The following is a 20,595-nucleotide window of genomic DNA, read 5'->3' on the forward strand; positions in this document are numbered from 1 at the left end:
TGCTTTTTGTCGTTATATATCTCATTTGGAAACATATGGATTAGGGAGTGGTACAAGTCCTATAGTTTAACGGGTAAACAAAGTTTACTGGCAATCGTATAATGAAAGTGCTTACAATTTTCTGTCCATTTGCATCTATCCATCCTGTATAACGATCTTGTAAAGGGCTGGCACATGGCAGAGCAAAGGTTATTCTTCACAAACAACGAACCAAGGAGGAGATCGGATGCATTTGAGAAAATGGTGGAGCTTGTGCTTGTCGGCTGTATTGATCTTCAGTTTGTTCCCAAGTGTGGGAACAGGAGGGACACGTGCTTCGGCAGCGGACGTTAAGACTGGCGATGATGAAGTACTGTTCAAGGCTGATTTTGAAGATGGTGTGTTGGGACAATGGCGTCCACGTGCAAGTGAAAAGCTTGATATCGTAACGCAAGTAGGTCATGACAGTACACGCAGCCTGAGAACCTCTTCACGTACCGAAACGTTCCATGGACCCTTAGTTGAAGTGCTGGATCATGTACAGAAGGGCAGCACAGTTCATATTTCATTTTGGGCCATGTACGATGAAGGGCCGGACAGTCAGGTCCTTAACGGTGCACTAGAGAAAGAATACAATAAAGACGCTTCGAGTCTTGAATATGCTACCTTTGCCTCCGCTACCTTGAACAAAGGACAGTGGAAAAAAGTCGAGGCCGATGTGGTGATTCCCGAAGAAAATAGTGGCATCACCGGATTCCGCATGTATGTGGAGACACCATGGAAGACGTCAGCGGAAGTGACGCCGGCAGATACGATTTCATTTTACGTGGATGATGTTCTGATTACGGCTGCTCAGAAAATTGAAATTGAGAAGGATATTCCGAATCTGGTCGATATCGTGGGACAAAATTACGCAATGGGAGCTGCCATCAACCAGTCTGCACTAGACGCGGAAAACCAGCATTCCCAGTTGTTGACGAAACACTTTAATAGTATTACAGCGGACAATTTTATGAAAATGGATGCGATGCAGCCCAAGGAAGGAGAGTTTGTCTGGTCAGAGACAGATCGCTTGGTGAAGTTTGCCGAAGCAAATGACATGGAAATCAGAGGTCATACGCTGTTATGGCATAGTCAGGTGCCGAATTGGTTCTTTACTGATCCGAATGATGCATCGAAACCTGCCACGCGGGAACAGTTGCTTGCGCGGATGAAAACCCATATTCAAACCATCGTGACCCGGTACAAAGGAAAGGTTCATACATGGGATGTCGTCAATGAAGTCATCTCAGACGGAGGCGGGTTGAGGAATGAGGCCAGTAACTCCAAGTGGAGAGATATTATTGGGGATGTAGATGGCGACGGAGATGACAGTGATTACATTGAGCTGGCTTTCCGTTATGCACGTGAGGCTGACCCCGATGCTGTACTGGTGATTAATGACTATGGAATGGAGGGCAATGGAAACAAGGTGAATGATATGGTGAAGCTTGTAGAGAAGCTGCTTGCCAAAGGAACACCGATTGATGCGGTTGGATTCCAGATGCATGTATCCATGTACGGACCGGATGTAAAGCTCATTCGTGAGGCTTTTGAGAAAGTGATCGCTCTTGGTGTGAATGTACAGGTTACAGAGCTGGACGTTTCAATCTATTCAAGTAATTCTGAACTGGAGATGCCTGTCACAGATGAATTAATGCTGCAACAAGCTTACCGTTATCGTGAACTGTTCGACCTGTTCGACGAGCTGGGAGAACGCGGCGTAATGGACAGTGTTACAGTATGGGGACTTGCGGATGATGGTACATGGCTTGATAATCATCCGGTCAAAGGACGCAAAGATGCACCATTGTTATTTGATCGTAAATTAAAAGCAAAACCGGCATTTTGGGCACTGGTGGACCCTTCCACCCTTCCGATCTATCGTAATGAATGGACAGCATTGAAGGCCAGCCCTTCTTTCCCGAATCACAAAGGACAGGAAGATATTCTTTGGGGTGCTGTGAAAGGACTCGAAATTAATCATCTGGCAGATGGTACATCTGCGGTTACGGGTGAGGCTCGTATGATGTGGGATGCCAAAAAGGTGAATTTACGAGTGGAAGTGAAGGATACCACACGTCGCAAAGGGGATCAGGTGCAGGTTTTCCTCGCGGAAGAAGTCAAGGGGACAGGCGCTGCAACTTCTGAAGCTGATCTGTCTGCCAAGAAGAAAAATCCGCCGTCTGCAAATGGTCAATATACATTTAAACGGGATGGCGGTAAAGGCAAAGATAAAAATACTTACAACGTACAGGAGACAAAAACCGGGTATGTTGTATACGCATCACTGCCTATGTCAGCTGCTTTACTTACCGAAGGCCAGGTCTTGTCTCTGGATTTTCGGATTACGGATGAATATGCTGCTGGAAAGACAGCGACCATTGTTTGGAATGATATTTCCAATCAACAGCCGGACAAACCAGCCAACCGGGGCAAACTGAAGCTCGGTTCTGTTTTGAAACAAACCAAGGTCACTTATGGCAAACCTGTCATTGATGCAAAAAAGGATAACGTCTGGAAAAAGGCTGCATCTGTTAAAACAGATGTCTGGGTAGTCGGAAACGCCGGTGCAACGGCGACTGCACAGCTGTTATGGGATGAGAAATACCTGTACGTATTGGCAGATGTGAAAGATCCTTTGCGAAGCAAATTAAGTTCTAATGCACATGAGCAGGATTCAATCGAGATTTTTATCGACCCGAGCAAAGATCAGACAACATTCTATCAGGAGGATGACGCCCAGTACCGGGTCAATTTTGATAATGAGGCTTCTTTTGGTGGAAATGCACGGAAAGAAAGTTTCAAATCAGCTACCCGATTAACAAGCGGAGGTTATACAGTTGAAGTGGCAATCCCACTAGACAGCGTTCGTGCTGAAGGGCAAAGATGGATTGGGTTTGACCTTCAAGTTAATGATGATGGCGCTGGGGATGGCAAGCGAAGCAGTGTGTCCATCTGGAGTGATTCATCAGGTAATTCTTATCAAGATACTTCCGGTTTCGGCAGTCTGTTACTGACTCGTAAATAGAATATTTAGTTGTGAATTAGAATATAAGAATGTTAGCTATTCAACATTGTATATCTGGAAATAAGTGTTGATTTTAAAGGCTGGGACGTTTAGACTATATACATTCATATAAACGGGTTCCAATGTATGACAACGGCTTCAACTAAGTCTGTTGTCACGAGTCAAATGATGCGGAGGGAGTGCCTGTCATCCAGACAGCGCACTCGCTTCTTTTTTACATTTTTGCATACATACAAGGCATTTCCCGGTTGAAAGGACAGAGTGAGTGGAGCACCTACATGGCACGTACAACTTAGAACTTGTTATTTTATCCTATATTATTGCATCGTTAGCTTCATACGCTGCCCTTGACCTTGCAGGCCGTGTAAGTCAGGCTAACGGGATGGCGAGGAATGTATGGCTTACCTGCGGTGCAGTATCGATGGGGCTAGGAATCTGGTCCATGCATTTCGTAGGTATGCTAGCTTTTGTTCTGCCTACGCAAGTCTCCTATTCCACCGGTAAGGTTGTTTTATCTGTTCTACTTGCTATTGTCGCATCGGGGGTGGCCTTGAACATTGCGGGTACACAATCGGGCAGGATAAGCAAGCTCATGATTGCTGGAGTACTGATGACGGCAGGGATCAGCTCGATGCATTATGTGGGAATGGCAGCGATGTCAATTCCGGTTACGTATGAACCAGGCAGAGTGGTGTTATCTATTCTGATTGCAGCGCTTGCTTCATTTGCGGCATTGTGGCTCATGTTTTTCTTCCGTTATCATCAATCAAGACATACTTGGGTTTACAAGATGGGCAGCGGTCTCATTATGGGTATTGGAATCTCTGGCATGCATTATACCGGGATGTCAGCGGCACATTTCCATCATTCACATGGCTCGATGGTAAGTTCAGGTATGCAGATTGAGCCAGGTATTCTCGCCTACTTGATCGCATCGGGCACATTTATTGCTTTGGGTTTGACGTTGTTTGGCATATTTATCAATCAGCGAATGTCACAGAAAGATCGACGGATTCATGAGAATGAGCAATGGTATCAGGCCCTGTATCATAACCATTCGGATGCTATTATTTCAGTGAACAAGGAAGGTATTGTTAAAGGGATTAATGCTGCTGTAACAACAATCACTGGATATCCTGAAAAAGAGGTCATGGATCGTTCCATTGATGAGATCGCTCAGCAAATCGATATAGAGTGGATAAGTGAATTTGATTCCATCGATTGGGATGATCATGGGCTGGAGCAGGCGCACTACATGGCCAAAATGAGAGATGTGCAGGGTGAACTTCTGGACCTTAGTATTGTTGTAGTTCCTGTTGTCATTGATGGCAGACATGTGGGAAGTCACATTTTGATCAAAGACGTAACGGAGGAGAAACAGGCTCAGGAGAAGATTCGTCACCAAGCTTTGCATGATCCGTTGACGGGGCTGCCCAATCGGCGCAAGTTGGATGATGTGCTGGCTTGTACGATTAACGATTCAGCAGAAAAAGGGAACTCTTTTGCCGTTATGGTGATGGATATAGATCGTTTCAAGATGATTAATGACTCGCTGGGACATTCCATTGGAGATGTATTTCTAAGAGAAGTGAGCAACCGGATCATGAAAGCCATAGAAGCTTCTGATCCCTTGGCTATGGAGAATGTCATGCTGGCCCGGATGGGCGGGGACGAGTTCACACTCGTTGTGACCCAGGGTCAAGCGACAGAAGTAAGAGTGGCAGAACTTGCAAAACAGATTGTTGAAGCCATTCAGTTACCTTATCGACTGAAGGAGAATGACTTTTACGTAACCGCCAGCATTGGAATTGCGATGTATCCGGATCATGGAGTGGGTGTGGATGCTTTGCTGAAACATGCGGACTCCGCCATGTATGAAGTGAAGAAAAACGGCAAAAATGGTTTCCAATTCTACACGGCCCAACTGGATTCGGAACTATATGAACGTATTGAGCTGGAGGGTTATCTTCGTAAAGCGTTGGAACGCGATGAGATGGTCCTGTACTATCAACCACAGATTCGTACCGAGGATAGCCGCATGATTGGTGTGGAGGCTCTTATACGTTGGAACCATCCACTCAAAGGTCTGCTCGCACCCAATGTGTTTATCCCGCTTGCAGAAGAGACAGGCATGATCTATGAGATTGGCAATTGGACGCTGCGGGAAGCATGCAGGCAGATGAAACTCTGGCATGCCAGTGGCGGACCACTCATTCCGGTATCGGTTAACTTGTCCAGCCAGCAGTTCCACCAATCCAACTTGGTAGAACAGGTCAAGAATGCACTCTTGGAGACAGGGCTGGATGCTCGATATCTGGAACTGGAAATAACAGAGAGCATGATGATGGATGCAGCCGTATCCACGGCGATTCTTAATGAACTGACAGCACTGGGTGTCAAGATCAGCCTGGATGATTTTGGTACGGGATACAGCTCACTCAGTTATCTGAAGCATTTCCCGATTCACAAGCTCAAGATTGATCGTTCGTTTGTGACGGACATTACAGAGAGTCACAGCGATCAAGCCATTGTGGCGACCATTATATCGATGGCACAGAATCTCAAGATGGAAGTCATTGCGGAAGGCATTGAGACGAAAGGCCAACTGGATATACTGATGCAGAATGATTGCCGGGAGATTCAGGGCTATTATTTCAGTCGCCCACTGCCGGCAAGTGAAGTGGAGCATGATTTTTTTGTGCCGCTGCGATTGCAGGGTAATGGTACACCACCGGCACCATCCTAATTTTATGTATGCCAAGCGGCAAGTCCCCGTTTATGTCGGGAACTTGCCGCTTTTTTATGTCTTATGTTAGTCAGTATGTACTGTTCATTTTATATACTGTTGAGGAAAAGTTAGGTCCAATATTTATGAAAATTCATTAAATATCCCGAAAAAAAAGCATTCTAGTTAAATTAAATCGGAGGATTTCAGATGAGTTCCCTCCAATTCTGATAGGGGTTACCTGGTCCCATCCCGACAATAGACAAATGGATTGAAACGACAAAGCGTTGGATATGATGGGAATGTAAAGGAGTGACGTAGAATGACTATATTGTTTAGTATCTTGCTGATGTTCACATGTTACCTCGTGTACAAGTATAATAATCAAAAACAAATGTTAGAAGACTATCGTAACAATGCTCTTGAAGCATTCTCATCCCATGAAGATATGAAGGAGACTCTTCGAATCGGATTGTATAACCGTTTTAAACGGGAACTAGAAGAGGAGAAAGAAGAAAATCCATTATTGTTCGAACATTTTGTCGCAGAGATTATGTCATCTGTCCGAGGCGGCACCACCCACGTGACGAAGAGCTCAGGAGACTTCGGCATAGATATTGAAGAACAAACCGAAGAGGGACTATACCTTGGTCAAGTGAAATGTTATAACGATATGAATTTGGTCGGTTTTGGTCCGATTGCAATAATTCACTCTCAGATGGTTAAGCAAGATGCTCTTGGTGGTTATGTGATAACGACGAGCGACTTTACGAGTAACGCCCGTAACTATGCTGAAGGATTGGATATCGATCTGATTAATGGTACACAGTTGGTGGAGTTATGGTTGGAACATTTGGAGACTAAGAGTGAACGTGTTATAGTGCTGAATCCTGTTCCGCAAATGTAATCGACAAAAAGTAATGGTTTCATGGCTGGGCTGAGATGCCACCTAGTTGTATGCTATAATTCAGGTGAAAGTAGGATTCACCAAATTTAGCGATATCATCAAAGGAGGTTGCTAAGGATGAACTTTAGTCTTAAGGCTCCTGATGGCACTGTCATTGAATCCTATGAGAAGGATCATAAGGAATTCATTCGTATTGACGGTCTGGAATATGAAGTCTATAACCCGGTGGATGAGTTAGACTCTGATCCGGAGATACGGCAAATGATTGAAGCTTCCGAGAAAGACATTAAACAAGGCAAGCTGTATTCAACAGATGACTTGATTGAACTGGTGAAGCGTGGTGAGCTGTAATTGATGGTTCAATGGACCGCCACGGCAATGAACCGACTTCGCCAGATCAAAAGCGAACATTTTACAGATCAAGAAACGATGGAATACAAAATTAATCTTATTCGCCGCGTTGAAGAGAAGATTGTTACTATGGGAACAATGCTGCCGTCTCGTGAGTACCGCAACACGTACTACTGTTTCGTGGATCGATACGTTGTATCTTACAAGCTGTTGGACAATGGTGAGCGGTATGTAATCACTTCATTTAAGCATGTTGCAATGAAACGTAATTTTAAATATTAATTATGAAATGCCAAGCGGCAAGTCCCCGTGTATGTCGGGAGCTTGCCGCTTTTTTTGTTTTTTATGGTATGTCGCCATCCTTCATACGTGATTCGAAGGTTCTCTTTTTTAAAAGGGAAAGGGCTGTTGGAACCTTACATAAACTTGCGGTGGTGTTTCTTTCCATCATACGTAAACCAGATCGGTTTATCCTCGACACGTGTCTCCACATGTACCGTACGTCCCCAGAGGCGATACAGATAAGGCAGGGTGCGTTCCATATATTTCAGATCCAACTCAATGCCTTCATATTGATGTTTCAGCACGAGTTCCCCTGTCCGCAGATAATCGGCATCTTGCACGACCAAGTAAGGGGAGCCCCCGTTGACACGTGAAAATACGAGCTGATCCCGTATGTTCTCCCAGGACTTGTCGGTGATTTTCCAGTCCGGGCCTTTTTTCTCAAATACGTAGAGGTCCAAATCCTCGGTTAATTGCTTGGTCATGTAATTGCGGATAAAGGAGGTATCGGAATCGAATTCACGCACCTCGAACATTTTGGCACGACCTTGGCCTGGTTTGCGGCCCCAACGTTCCTGTTCTTCACGGGTTGGGTTATCCCAGCGCCGTTCAATATCCTCAAAGATCTTCAGTCCCAAATAATATGGATTCAGACTTTGTTTGGATGGCTGTACCACGGAGGAGTTGAGCTTCGCAAATTCGATCGTATCCTCACTGTTCAGATCGAGCTCACGGATAATGCGTTGATGCCAGTAGGATGCCCAGCCTTCGTTCATGATTTTGGTTTCCATCTGTGGCCAGAAATATAACATCTCCTCACGCATCATACTCATGATATCCCGTTGCCAGTCGGTCAACACTTCGGAGAATTCCTGAATAAACCACATGACATCCTTCTCCGGTTCAGGCGGAAAATGATGAACCTGAATACCTTCAGCGGGTGCTTCTTCGGTCTGCACGACATCAAGTGACCACAGATCATCATAGCGGCCTTCCGGCCGTGGTTTTTTCTCACCGCGCTGCTCCCGCATTTTCATCTCCATGTAGCGTTGTTTGTCCAAATGGCGGGGTTTAATCAGCTGTGGGTCCACATGTTCCTGAATCGCTATCACGGCATCGATAAATGCTTCAACCGCTTCCGTTCCGTACTCCATCTCATAATTGCTGATCCGATCCGCCGTAGCAGCCATGCTTTCGACCATATTACGGTTGGATTTAGAGAAGCGGGCATTGTTTTTGAAAAAATCGCAGTGTGCCAATACGTGGGCTACGATCAATTTGTTCTGAATCAGGGAATTGCCATCCAGCAAGAAGGCATAACAAGGGTTGGAGTTGATGACAAGCTCATAAATTTTACTGAGTCCAAAATCGTATTGCATTTTCATCTTATGAAATGTTTTGCCAAAGCTCCAGTGGCTGAATCTGGTCGGCATGCCGTAGGCTCCAAATGTATAAATAATATCCGATGGGCAAATTTCGTACCGCATGGGGTAATAGTCCAGACCAAAACCATTGGCAATCTCCATAATCTCGGCAATAGCGTATTCTAGGTCGCGGATCTCATCTGTCATCTAACGCTGCCTCCTTCCCGTTTCTGGAAAAAGCTGCGCAAAGCTTTGTACACTTCGCCTTTTTCTTTGATCACATAATACATGAACTGATCCATCTTGATATGACGATAAGCCGACATCAGTGTGCTGCTGCGGTTGTACTGATTCACTTCGCCGTATCCAAACATATTGCTACGCTTCATTAACTCACCGATCAGCTTCACACACCGTTCGTTATCCGAGGTCAGATTATCCCCGTCAGAGAAGTGGAACGGGTAGATGTTGTAGCTGGAAGGTGGATACCTACTGTCAATAATATCCAGCGCCTTCATATATACAGAGGAGCAGATGGTGCCTCCGCTCTCGCCGCGGGTAAAGAACTCTTCTTCGGTTACTTCCTTGGCTTCCGTATGATGGGCGAGGAAAACAATCTCAACTTTCTCATACTGACGGCGTAGAAAACGGGTCATCCAGAAGAAAAAGCTGCGCGCACAGTATTTCTCAAACGAACCCATGGACCCGGATGTATCCATCATGGCAATAATAACGGCATTGGATTGTGGAATGATTTTGTCTTCCCATGTCTTGTAGCGCAGGTCATCCGGACTGATGTGATGGATGCCTGGCGTACCAGTCGTTGCATTGCGACGCAGATTCTCCAGAATGGTACGTTTCTTGTCAATATTGGACTGCATGCCTTTTTTGCGAATATCGTTGAAAACTACCGTATGTGTCTCAATCAGGTCTTTATCTTTCTGCTTCAGATCGGGTAATTCCAGCTCAGCGAAGAGCATATCTTCCAATTCCTCAATACTCACTTCGGCTTCCACAATATCATGACCAGGCTGATCACCAGCTTTTTCGCCTTTGCCGGGTTTCTGCGAAGCAGAGGGATCCCGACCGATGACGTCTCCGACCTGACTGTCACCGTCTCCTTGACCGACATGTTTTTGCTTCTGGTAGTTATACACAAAACGGTACTCATCCAGACTGCGGATTGGTACCTTGATGATTTGTTTTCCATCGGACATGATGATGTTTTCTTCCGTAATCAGATCAGGCAGATTCTGCTTGATGACATCTTTCACCTTTTGCTGATGGCGCTGTTGGTCCTGGTACCCTTTGCGGTGAAGCGACCAATCTTCCTTCGACACAACGAACGAGTAAGGCTGGTGTGAATTTGACATGTAGGCACCCCCCATTGATTACGCGGCACAGTTTGGCCTGTCGGTAATTAAGTATATTCACGGGCGAGGACGATATGTGATGAGAGTGGATATAAAATGATACAATTACGCAAGTTCACCTCAGAGGTAAGGTGAGTCGTAAGAACAGAACTCCACCATATTTTACAGAAATAGTGAACAAGTGTGATATCCTTCCTTTACAATAGGAGAAAGACATCAATCATTTAATAGATGCATGTAAAGGAAGGATTTATGTGAATAAAAAGGCGATCAAGGCTTGGATTATGTATGATTGGGCCAACTCGGCTTATGCAACAACTGTGCTTGCCGCAGTACTGCCCGTATTCTATGCTTCGGTGGCTGCCGCAACGCTGGATACGGATACCGCCGCCTCCTATCTGGCCTATACACACTCCATTGGCATGTTGTGCGTAGCTCTGCTAACACCGTTGCTAGGCACGCTAGCTGATTTGTCAGGACGGAAGGGCGACTTCCTGCGTGTATTTGCAATTATAGGCGTCCTTGCCACATTGGGATTCAGCGCAATCGGTGAAGGGGACTGGTTCCTTGCTTCCGCGTTGCTGGTCATATCTACGATTGGTTTTGCAGGTGGTAATACCTTTTACGATGCAATGCTGCCGGATCTGGTACCCGTGGAACGAAGGGACATGATATCCTCCAAAGGTTATGCCTATGGTTATATTGGAGGAGGCTTGTTGCTTGCAGTGAACCTGCTGATGATTCAGCAACCGGGCTGGTTCGGGATGAGCAGTACACTGGCAGGCACAAGACTTGCTTTCATCTCCGTCTCGTTGTGGTGGTTGCTGTTCTCGATACCGATCTTCCGCCATGCTCCGAGACGGCCTGCATCACCGGATCTGCCCGGAACGTGGACAGGGTATGCTGCGGTGGGCGTGCGCAGACTGCGGCAAACCTTTCGTCAGATGCGGCGTTTTCCCCAGTTAATCCGCATGTTGGTGGCTTTCTGGTTTTTTAATGACGGCATTAATACCATCATTCTAATGGCTACGATCTATGGGACAAGTATAGGCATAGGCACAGCCGACCTGATGCTCGCGCTACTGTTAACCCAGTTCATCGGGTTCCCGTGTACATTGTTACTGGGAGCATGGGCACAGCGTTGGGGAGCAAAGCAGGTATTAATCGTTAGCTTATCGGTCTACATATGTATTGTGATTCTCGGTTATTTCATGACACAAGCGATCCACTTCTACGTACTCGCCGGGTTGGTTGGTGTCGTGCAGGGTGTGAGTCAATCCACAGCGCGTTCCCTGTTTAGCAATCTGATGCCAGCAGGCAGAACAGGAGAGTATTTTGGTTTTGTGAATATTACAGGCAAATTCTCTTCGATCTTTGGTCCATTTGTGTTTGGTTATGTTGGGCAGATCACGGGTTCCACACGTTGGGGTATTCTGTCGCTCATCTTCTTTTTCGTCGCGGGCATTGCTGTATTGTTAACCGTGAAGGTACAGAAGGGGTTGCAGGATGCTACACGGGCAGATCAGGAAGAAGAGCGAAATGGGAGCGTTGGAGCTACTGGGAAAAGTTCAGATGTAAGATTTACCTGATGGTTGTTCACCCGTTTTCATATTAAGTTTCTCAACGGATTACGTATGGCTTCAGGCATTGTTCCTCACAGAACATGTCTGGAGCTTATTCGCGTTTGTGCAATCAGAACATAATTGATCCATGAATAAGTGCTTAAATGACAGACAGCAGAATACAGTGAAAGAGTATCAATTTATGAAAAGGTGAAAATAAAAGATTGACATGATACATTTTGTATCATAGAGTAAAACTATAAATACATATTGTATCTGAGAGTTGTCGAATGTAATCATGTGTTTTGCTTCATTCCCGGGTGAACTTCCGACGGAATATTGCAAAATGCTCACCTATAGCATGCATATTACTCGTTTTGCCAAACACAAAGGTAGAGTCTGGTCTATCCCAGCTACACATTTATACTAATGAACAGAGGAGAGGCTGCCATTGATCGATGCTCAAGGTAACGGACTTGTTTTCTTACTATGTGTTCCCCGCAGTGGTAGTTCCTTATCCACCGTAATGCTGCAAAATCATAGTCGTATATTTGCCACCCAGGAAATGTGGTTTCTGATGAATCTTGTCGATTTACCCAAGGCTGATTCACGTGCTTACGGTGGCAGCTCCATCATGCGCCAGTTCTACAATGCCATGGTATCTGAGGATGTCTTTGAGAAGGCGTGCAGAAGTTTTGCTCTTGAAATCTACAATGGATTCCTGGAGGGGAGCGGAGCAGACTTCATCGTTGATAAATCTCCACGGTACTATTACATGCTGGAATGGCTGGATCGTCTGTTCCCTCAGTCCAAGCGTATTCATCTCCAGCGTAATCCTCTGGCCGTAGCAGCATCATTCAAAAAGGTAAACCGCCATACAGGAGAAGGATTCGACCTGATTCATAGTCTGCAGAGCCCCAAATTAAATATGAAATCCGTAGATCTCACACTTGGGATGCTCCGCTTGAATGATTATTTTGCCAAACCCCACTCCAATGCGTATGAATTGCAATATGAACGATTGGTTTCCAATCCTCAAGAAGAACTTGAGAAACTATGTGCGTTTCTGGGAATTCGATATGAACAGGGAATGGAGCAGTATGGACAGTTTCTGGACAGTGCCAAGTCTGACATGTTCTACAGTATGGGCGTGGGTGATCCTTTCCTCTCTTCGCATCAAGAGGCACATCAGGGTTCTGTTAACAACTGGAAAAACATATTAGAACCACATGAAGTTGAACTGTATTGCCGTGTGATGGGGGCAGATCTGTTCCACCAGATGGGATACAGTGAACAGCTCGCAGAAGCCGAACAATGGACGGGTGTACATTATGATGCAAGTCCGGATCAAGAGGTCATTGACCGAATCACGCATCAGTTGACAGCAGCGACCGGTTGCCAGTGGCAACCACAATACCGAATGCAACCGGCAGATTCTGTCGTTCATGATCCGGTTGGGAATCGTAATGACCCAGTTGTCGAAGAACCGGAAAAGACAGACCCGACGCTAGCTGCACTGGTAACGATCAGACAGCTGCAAGCCGCATTACGTGCAGCAGATCATCGTCTGGAACGGGGTTACAGTGAGCGAGAACGCTTGAAAGTCCAGCTGGCTTCTGCTCAAAGCAAAATACAGCGTATCAAATCATGGGTACCATTTGGTCATCAGATCAGCGCATGGGCTTCACAGCGCAAGATTCTACGGGGAGGCAAGTCATGAGCGCCATAGCAGGAATTGTTCACAACGATGGTCAGCAGGCGCTATGGGAAGACAGCTGGCGTCTGTACGCAAGCCTGGGGCATGTCCCTGCGGATACAACAGGGGTGTGGAAAGGCAATGAGGCGTTCCTCAGCTGTCATGCCCAATGGATTACACCGGAGTCGGTTAGCGAGAAGTTGCCTTTATATGATGAGGAAAGTGGTCTGACCATCACGGCAGATGCGATTCTGGATAACCGGGAACAACTGGCAGATCAATTACAGATATCCAGAGCTGAACTGGCTATGTTGGCGGATAGTGAATTGATCCTGCGTGCCTATCAGCGCTGGGGAGACGATGTAGCCGTCCGATTGCTGGGGGATTTTGTATTCGCGATATGGGATGAGCGGAATCGAAAACTGTATGCAGCAAGAGATATTACAGGCATGAGAGCTTTTTATTACCGACATGATGGTTCACGTTTTGCTTTCTGCACACTGATGAATCCGTTGCTCGGGCTTGAAGGGGTACATAAAGAACTTGATGAGACCTGGCTGTCCGAATTCCTTGCCATTCCTGACATGCATGATTCAGCAGATATCAATTCAACTGTATATCGGGGAATAAGCCAGCTGCCTTCTGCACATACACTTGTCTTCCGGGATGGGAGACTGGAGCTGAAGCAATATCATCGCTGGAATGAAGTGGAACCTCTAAGGCTTAAATCCGATGGCGAGTATGTAGAAGCGTTTAGGGAGGTCTTTGGGCAGGCGGTTGGATCACGATTGCGAACGCACAGACAGGTGGCTGCTGCATTAAGTGGCGGACTGGACTCGGGAGCCGTGGTTGGTTTTGCTTCCGGAACACTGAGAAGTCAGGGCAAACGGCTGCAGGCCTATAGTTATGTTCCCGTACCCGATTTCACAGATTATACGTCGAAAACGTTGCTCGCAGACGAACGGCCCTTCATACGTTCCACGATTAATCATGTCGGCAATATCACAGAGAACTACCTCGATTTTGAAGGCAGAAGTCCACTCAGTGAAGTAGATACCTGGCTCGACATTATGGAAATGCCCTATAAATACTTTGAAAATTCATTCTGGATTCGCGGATTCTATGAAAAAGCGAGCCAGCAAGATGCAGGCATCCTGCTCACAGGGGCACGTGGTAATTTCACCATCTCCTGGGGACCGGCTCTGGATTATTACGCCAGTCTACTGAAAAGTGGCCGCTGGTACCGCTGGTTCCGTGAGATGCAGCAGTATAGTGAACGAACGGGCATGCCTTTCTCACGTATAGCCAAGATCACCGGGAAAAAGGCATATCCGGATTGGTTCAAGGCTCAGTCCAAAGGAGCCAGCCAGGCCGCATCCGTACAATTGATCCATCCTGACTTTGCGCAGAGAACGGGTGTACTGGAAAGACTCAAATCCATTATTGTTCTGCAGGGCGGTGCCCAGGCTGATGCACTCAAAGTACGTGCCGAGAAATTTAATAACCTGGCCATCGCCAACAAAAACGGTGCTGTAGCTACGAAATGTTCTCTGCGTTACCGCGCTTGGGAACGTGATCCGACAAGTGATGCCAGAGTCATCCGGTTCTGTCTGTCCGTTCCGATTGAACAATATGTGAAACAAGGGACGGATCGTTCATTGATTCGCCGGGCTACTTCACCGGAGTTGCCTGACAAGGTCAGACTGAATCAGCGGGTACGGGGTGTGCAGCCTGCAGATTGGTTACATCGTATCATTCCGAATTGGGATGCCTTTACCGCTGAGTTACGTGCTTTGTGTTCTGACAGCAAGGTCGCTGGCATATTAAACACGGAGCGTATCAAATCCGCCCTGGCCAACTTTCCAAGTCCGAGACCAGAGCTTGCTTCACATCCAGATCTGCGATTGATGATGCATAGTCTGATCGTCTATCGGTTCATTCGGAAATTCTGATATAGCCCGGTGAACTGTGGGCCCGGATTTTTCTTACAATTGACTCATGATAGGAGGTGAATACGATGCAAATGGAAAAAAAGGAATGGCAAGAACCAGCACTGGAAATATTGGAAGTCAACCAAACAATGGCGGGCACAGGTTACAAACATATCGACTGGGTTACGGTTCACGATGCGGATCTCTACGGAACTAGTTAGAAAGCTTTACCATATGCCATCATACTTAGAAGTGCGAAAAGGAGGTGAATACGATGCAAATGGAAAAAAAGGAATGGCAAGCACCAGCTCTTGAAGTGTTGGAAGTCAATCAAACAATGGCCGGTACTGGCTACAGACAAATTGACTGGATCACGGTTCACGATGCGGATCTGTACGATCCAACTTCCTAAGTTGTTTAGTTTTATGAAGTGTCATCATACTTAAAGGGCGGAAATGCAACAAATCCAGCTTTTCGCCTCCGCCCTTATATTGAGCAACATGAATATAAGGGCTTTTTTTACATTTTATTACGAAGGAGGCGTCGTTCATTGTTGCCTGTGCATTATGTGGCGTATGGTCTGCGCTGGTCGAGTCAAATTCGAATGCCTGAACTACAGATCGCACCCAAGGATGCAGAGACTGATTTTGATGTCGTGGATGTGCACATCGAGTCTTCAGATCTGACCCTATTGTGGGAGGGTTGGGATGTAGGCAACGACAACTTTGTGGCACGAGAGGGCAGTCTTTTTTTCAAAATCGAAGATACAGGTCTGTTTCTAATGGAACAAGGAAAGCGCATTGTTGTATCCCCTCAGCCAGGAGCGGATGAGAAAAAGGTCAGATTATTCATCCTGGGCACCTGTATGGCGGTCATTATGATGCAGCGTGGCATCCTTCCATTGCATGGCAGTGCAGTGGTTATTGATGGCTGGGCTTACGCATTTGTCGGACATTCGGGAGCAGGCAAATCGACGTTGTCGGCTGCACTGGCATCACGCGGATATCCGCTTCTCACCGATGATGTTGTTGCACTGACCTGGGATGCCGGAGGAAGAGCTATTGTATCACCTGGTTACCCGCAACAGAAGTTATGGCAACCCAGTCTGGACGGCTTCGGCATGAAGGAGCAGGATTATGCAACGGTTCACGCGGAGATTACAAAGTATGCGATACCTGTTCAGCACTATTTTCATGAGATGGCCGTACCACTAGGTGGAATATTCGAACTTGCTCCACAACCGGAGGCAAACCATACATCTGTTCAACTGGTGGAAGTGACGGGGCTAGAACGACTGCATCTGTTATGCTCGCATACGTTCCGTGGTGGACTCGTTGCAAGACAGGGGCTGGCACAATGGTTGTTTGAGACGGCTTCAAGACTTTCAGCAAGTGTGGAGATTGGCAGATTGGTCAGAACGGGTGCTGAGTTTACAGCATTTGAGATGGTGGATCGGATCACAGATCATATACGTAAAGGAGTGCATACAGGACAATGACAGCGACTACGCCGATGAATGTGGAAGACCGGGTAACCCGGAAGGAAGGCAATCTGGTCAGTGATATGGGCAGTGAGAAAGTCATGATGAGCATTAGCTCTGGAAAATACTATAATCTCGGGAGTACCGGTGGACGAATCTGGGACCTGATCGCAGAAGAACGCACGCTGGGTGAAGTTGTTGAGGTACTTGCTGCGGAGTATGAGATTGAGCCAGATGTATGTCGTGAGCAGGTGGTGCAATTCCTGGAACATCTGTCCCGTGAAGGTTTAATCGACGTTACTCGCGGAGTGTAGAAACATGTTGCGAAAAATAAAGGCTTATCTCTCGCTCCCGCGGTCGATGCGTCGACTGGTATGGGAGGCCTATATCCTCCTTGGCTGGGCACGCATACAGAAGGCTATGCCATTCGCTAAAATCGCGCCAGGGCTGGGTACGCCTATGGTAGAAACACCGATGACAGGACTCGAACGCAGCGAGGTCATCACTATACGGAATATTTCCAAAGCAATTTCGCTCGCCAGCAAATATACGTTATGGGAAAGCCGCTGCCTTGTAATGGCGATTGCCGGGATGAAGATGCTTGAGCGACGCAAGATAGAGAGTACGTTATATATGGGGACTGCACGGAATAAGCAAGGACATATGATGGCTCATGCCTGGCTGCGAAGTGGTAAATTGATCGTGACCGGAGCTGATACTATGGACCAATATACGGTTGTCGGTGTGTTTGGCAAACGGTGTCCGGAGAAGGGATCTGGGGAGATTGTCTATGATACATGAAAGTGAACTCTATTCATCAGGGTTTCCGAAGGAGCTTAAGCTGATTTTGAGCATGATTAGAGGTGATCTGACGGCTCTATCCCCTGAAGAACTCAAGGCGGGTTTGCAAGGAACCGATTGGCAACTTTTTCTGCGGCTTGTCTATCATCACCGTTTATACTCTGTCCTTTATGTGAAAATGAAAGAATTCAACTCTGCAATCATTCCTGCAGATGTTATGGAGAGTCTGAGACAACAATATACGGTCAATACGTTCCGCATGTTACATCTAACAGCTGAAATGGAGCAGGTGTGTGGTGCTTTTCGTGAACGCGGTATCCGCAATATTACACTAAAGGGACCAGCGCTCGCCCATGATCTCTATGGCGATGTATCGATGCGAACCTCCAAAGACCTGGATATCCTGATTCCGTTTGATGATGTGGAAGCGGCTGAAGGCATTCTGGCTACCCTCGGATATGTATCCAAGGAAGGGGAGCGGGCACCTACGGTGCGCAGCTGGAAATGGCGGGAACATCATATCTGTTACATCCATCCGGTCAAAAGGACTCAAGTGGAGATCCATTGGCGCTTGAACCCGGATTCGGGCAAAGAAACCGATTTTGAATTGCTGTGGAAACGCAGCCGGTTCAGTTCATACACACAGACACCTGTCCGTATGCTCGAACAAGAAGACCTATGGGCTTATCTCGTAACCCATGGTGCACGACACGGCTGGTTCAGACTGCGCTGGTTACTGGATATCGACCAGATGATCCGCAGCATGCCACTTGATGTGAAGAAATTAGAGAGACGTCTGAAAGCGGAGGGGCGTTTATCGATCGGTTCGCAGGCTCTTCACTTAGCCTCAGATCTGTTGAATACGCCGCTGGATGTAGAGTACAGGTCCTTGATGTCCTTAAGTGACCGTACAGGCAAGCGATTAGCCAACGAAGGCGCAAAGTTCATGAACGACATGCTGGAAAGTCCGGCTGATATGAAGTCTTATCAATCGTATTTGTTTAAACTTCGAAGTACAAAACAGAAATGGTTTTTCTTTATTGAACGTTTATATCCAAGTACATGGGATGTGGATCAATTGCCACTTCCACGTTCTTTGTTTTTTCTATACTTTCCGTTACGTCCGTTTCTCTGGTTCTGGCGGCGAATTAAAAGGTATACGGTGACGGAAAGGGGTAAAGTATGATCTCGGAATTAAGGTATTTCATGCGAAAGTTGCATCATGTCACGGGGCCCATCTTATATTGGAATCTGCTAGGGATGATCTGTATCAGTCTCATGGAAGGGATCGGTATCTACATGCTTGTTCCGATGCTGAGTCTGATTGGCATATTTGAGATGGGCTCCACAGGCTTAAACATTCCCTGGATTGGCGAAGTACTGAATCGTTTTTCTGAAAATAGCCAATTGTTACTCGTATTGTTCACCTTTGTGTTGATTGTCTCCGGACAGGCCTGGATGCAGCGTCTCCAGACGATCCGTAATACTCGAATCCAACAGCAATTTGTACGAACGCTGCGCATGGAAACCTATGGTGCTATTATTATGGCGCAATGGTCATTTTTTCTCCAAAAACGAAAATCCGATTTTAACCATATATTAACGACTGAACTTGCACGTGTGAGCCAGGGAACGAGCATTATGCTGCAAATGGCAGCCTCTCTGATCTTTACGGGCATTCAGATCGGTCTTGCTTTCTGGTTATCCGCCAAGCTGACGGCACTTGTGCTGGTCTGTGGATTGGTATTATTTATCGTCTTACGAAAATTCGTCAAGCGCGCCAAGCAGATCGGGGACCAGACCTCTGAATTCTCGCAAAGTTATTATAACGGCATTACCGAGCATTTCAACGGCATTAAGGATATTAAGAGCAACATGCTTGAGCGCTCCCACATGAACTGGTTTGAGCGCATGTGCAGACAGATAGAACGCAATGTCATTCAATTTAGCCAATTGAACAGTGGAACACAGCTAATTCACCGGATGTCCGCGGCAATCATTATTGCGGCATTCATCTATCTTTCTCTCCGTGTAATGACGGTGCCACCCGCAAGCCTGCTGCTCATCATCCTAATCTTTTCCCGCTTATGGCCAAGGTTTACGGCAATTCAGTCCAATCTGGAGTACATCAGCTCCATGCTGCCTGCATTTCGGGTAGTCAGAGAATTACAAGCGCAGACGGCGAAGAGTCGTGAGATTAGTGAAGAGATTGCTTCGGCAGGAGACGTTGGAACTGATGGGATTCAACCTATGGAACTGAAGGGATCTATCACCTGTGAGGATGTCTGCTATCGCTATGAGGGAAGTGATGCTTACTCATTGAGAAATGTGCAATCTTCGATTCCAGCAAGGGGTATGACCGCAATTGTGGGGAAATCCGGAGCAGGCAAAAGCACGCTGATAGATCTGATTATGGGCCTTGTGAGGCCTGAAACTGGTCGTATTTTGATTGACGGTGTTCCTCTGTCAGAAGAACGATTATTGAGCTGGCGAAGTTCCATCGGATATGTCTCCCAAGATCCATTCCTGTTTCACACAAGTATTCGTGAGAATCTGCGTCTGGTTGATCCAAATGCAAGTGAAGAACAGATGTGGCAGGCTTTGCAATTTTCCTCCTCTGCGGCATTTGTACGGAAGCTGCCTCAAGGTCTGGATACGATTATTGGTGATCGGGGCATTCGTCTATCCGGGGGCGAACGTCAGCGATTGGTGCTTGCCCGGGCTATGTTGCGTAATCCTTCTGTATTGGTACTGGATGAAGCAACGAGTGCGCTGGATAGTGAGAATGAACAGTACATTCATGAGGCGCTGGAACGGTTAAAAGGACATGTGACCATTATTGTGATTGCACACCGATTGTCTACGATTCGGACGGCAGATCGTGTAATTGTACTTGATGAAGGTCGGGTGATTCAAGAGGGCGGGTACCAGCAGTTATCTACTGATCCGGTAGGGACGTTCAGCAAACTTTTGAACATGCAAGCAGGTGTTGTGGGGCAGTAAGTCGGTTATGACATAACGTAAAGAGGCGCGCCACGATGGGCGCGCCTTTCATGTAAGTAGTTAGTATAATG

The 20,595-nt window shown here is 46.7% G+C and carries 17 protein-coding genes; 15 read left to right on the top strand and 2 right to left on the bottom strand.

The window, feature by feature from the left end; translation table 11 throughout:
• Positions 1-226: 226 nt before the first annotated feature.
• The 5 genes from MHI48_RS09360 to MHI48_RS09380 all read left to right on the top strand — a co-directional run bounded on the left by MHI48_RS09360 (position 227) and on the right by MHI48_RS09380 (position 7,314).
• Positions 227-3,049: an endo-1,4-beta-xylanase gene (locus tag MHI48_RS09360; RefSeq protein WP_405143768.1), complete on the top strand. Its 2,823-nt coding sequence runs from the start codon at positions 227-229 to the stop codon at positions 3,047-3,049.
• Between the two features lie 265 nt (positions 3,050-3,314).
• Complete coding sequence (locus tag MHI48_RS09365) at positions 3,315-5,795, top strand: EAL domain-containing protein (RefSeq protein ID WP_405143770.1); 2,481 nt, start codon at positions 3,315-3,317, stop codon at positions 5,793-5,795.
• Positions 5,796-6,096: 301 nt separating this feature from the next.
• Positions 6,097-6,681, top strand: a complete 585-nt coding sequence (locus MHI48_RS09370; protein WP_405143772.1) for a restriction endonuclease — start codon at positions 6,097-6,099, stop codon at positions 6,679-6,681.
• A gap of 117 nt (positions 6,682-6,798) precedes the next feature.
• On the top strand, positions 6,799-7,032 hold the full coding sequence (locus tag MHI48_RS09375) for a hypothetical protein (protein WP_405143773.1): 234 nt from the start codon (positions 6,799-6,801) through the stop codon (positions 7,030-7,032).
• 3 nt (positions 7,033-7,035) lie between these two features.
• Positions 7,036-7,314 (top strand): hypothetical protein, encoded by a 279-nt coding sequence (locus MHI48_RS09380; RefSeq protein ID WP_405143775.1) that lies wholly within the window; start codon positions 7,036-7,038, stop codon positions 7,312-7,314.
• A gap of 134 nt (positions 7,315-7,448) precedes the next feature.
• On the opposite strand, the gene MHI48_RS09385 is transcribed toward MHI48_RS09380, so the two are convergent.
• Positions 7,449-8,885 (bottom strand): SpoVR family protein, encoded by a 1,437-nt coding sequence (locus MHI48_RS09385; RefSeq protein WP_405143777.1) that lies wholly within the window; start codon positions 8,883-8,885, stop codon positions 7,449-7,451.
• Positions 8,882-10,051, bottom strand: coding sequence for a sporulation protein YhbH (gene yhbH, locus MHI48_RS09390; RefSeq protein ID WP_036609998.1), 1,170 nt, complete (start codon positions 10,049-10,051; stop codon positions 8,882-8,884). The genes MHI48_RS09385 and yhbH overlap by 4 nt, the downstream gene beginning before the upstream one ends.
• A 254-nt stretch (positions 10,052-10,305) precedes the next feature.
• On the opposite strand from yhbH, the gene MHI48_RS09395 reads away from it, so the two are divergent.
• The 10 genes from MHI48_RS09395 to MHI48_RS09440 all read left to right on the top strand — a co-directional run bounded on the left by MHI48_RS09395 (position 10,306) and on the right by MHI48_RS09440 (position 20,524).
• On the top strand, positions 10,306-11,640 hold the full coding sequence (locus MHI48_RS09395) for an MFS transporter (protein WP_047842292.1): 1,335 nt from the start codon (positions 10,306-10,308) through the stop codon (positions 11,638-11,640).
• Positions 11,641-12,064: 424 nt separating this feature from the next.
• Positions 12,065-13,333 carry a sulfotransferase gene (locus tag MHI48_RS09400; RefSeq protein ID WP_340032331.1) on the top strand — a complete coding sequence of 423 codons (1,269 nt, stop codon included), beginning with the start codon at positions 12,065-12,067 and terminating at the stop codon, positions 13,331-13,333.
• Complete coding sequence (locus MHI48_RS09405; protein WP_036609989.1) at positions 13,330-15,261, top strand: asparagine synthase-related protein; 1,932 nt, start codon at positions 13,330-13,332, stop codon at positions 15,259-15,261. The genes MHI48_RS09400 and MHI48_RS09405 overlap by 4 nt, the downstream gene beginning before the upstream one ends.
• Positions 15,262-15,326: 65 nt before the next feature.
• On the top strand, positions 15,327-15,461 hold the full coding sequence (locus tag MHI48_RS09410; RefSeq protein ID WP_179088635.1) for a paeninodin family lasso peptide: 135 nt from the start codon (positions 15,327-15,329) through the stop codon (positions 15,459-15,461).
• Positions 15,462-15,514: 53 nt separating this feature from the next.
• Positions 15,515-15,652: a paeninodin family lasso peptide gene (locus MHI48_RS09415; RefSeq protein ID WP_174806426.1), complete on the top strand. Its 138-nt coding sequence runs from the start codon at positions 15,515-15,517 to the stop codon at positions 15,650-15,652.
• A 138-nt stretch (positions 15,653-15,790) separates the two neighbouring features.
• Complete coding sequence (locus MHI48_RS09420; protein WP_053061507.1) at positions 15,791-16,738, top strand: hypothetical protein; 948 nt, start codon at positions 15,791-15,793, stop codon at positions 16,736-16,738.
• On the top strand, positions 16,735-17,034 hold the full coding sequence (locus MHI48_RS09425) for a lasso peptide biosynthesis PqqD family chaperone (protein ID WP_017689560.1): 300 nt from the start codon (positions 16,735-16,737) through the stop codon (positions 17,032-17,034). Before MHI48_RS09420 ends, MHI48_RS09425 begins: the two co-directional genes overlap by 4 nt.
• 4 nt (positions 17,035-17,038) lie before the next feature.
• On the top strand, positions 17,039-17,521 hold the full coding sequence (locus MHI48_RS09430; RefSeq protein ID WP_017689559.1) for a lasso peptide biosynthesis B2 protein: 483 nt from the start codon (positions 17,039-17,041) through the stop codon (positions 17,519-17,521).
• Positions 17,522-17,573: 52 nt separating this feature from the next.
• Positions 17,574-18,707, top strand: a complete 1,134-nt coding sequence (locus MHI48_RS09435) for a nucleotidyltransferase family protein (RefSeq protein WP_256721285.1) — start codon at positions 17,574-17,576, stop codon at positions 18,705-18,707.
• Complete coding sequence (locus tag MHI48_RS09440; RefSeq protein ID WP_179088658.1) at positions 18,707-20,524, top strand: ABC transporter ATP-binding protein; 1,818 nt, start codon at positions 18,707-18,709, stop codon at positions 20,522-20,524. The genes MHI48_RS09435 and MHI48_RS09440 overlap by 1 nt, the downstream gene beginning before the upstream one ends.
• The last annotated feature ends 71 nt before the right edge of the window (positions 20,525-20,595 follow it).

This window comes from Paenibacillus sp. FSL H7-0942 (assembly GCF_045040715.1).
Lineage (GTDB): Bacteria > Bacillota > Bacilli > Paenibacillales > Paenibacillaceae > Paenibacillus > Paenibacillus amylolyticus.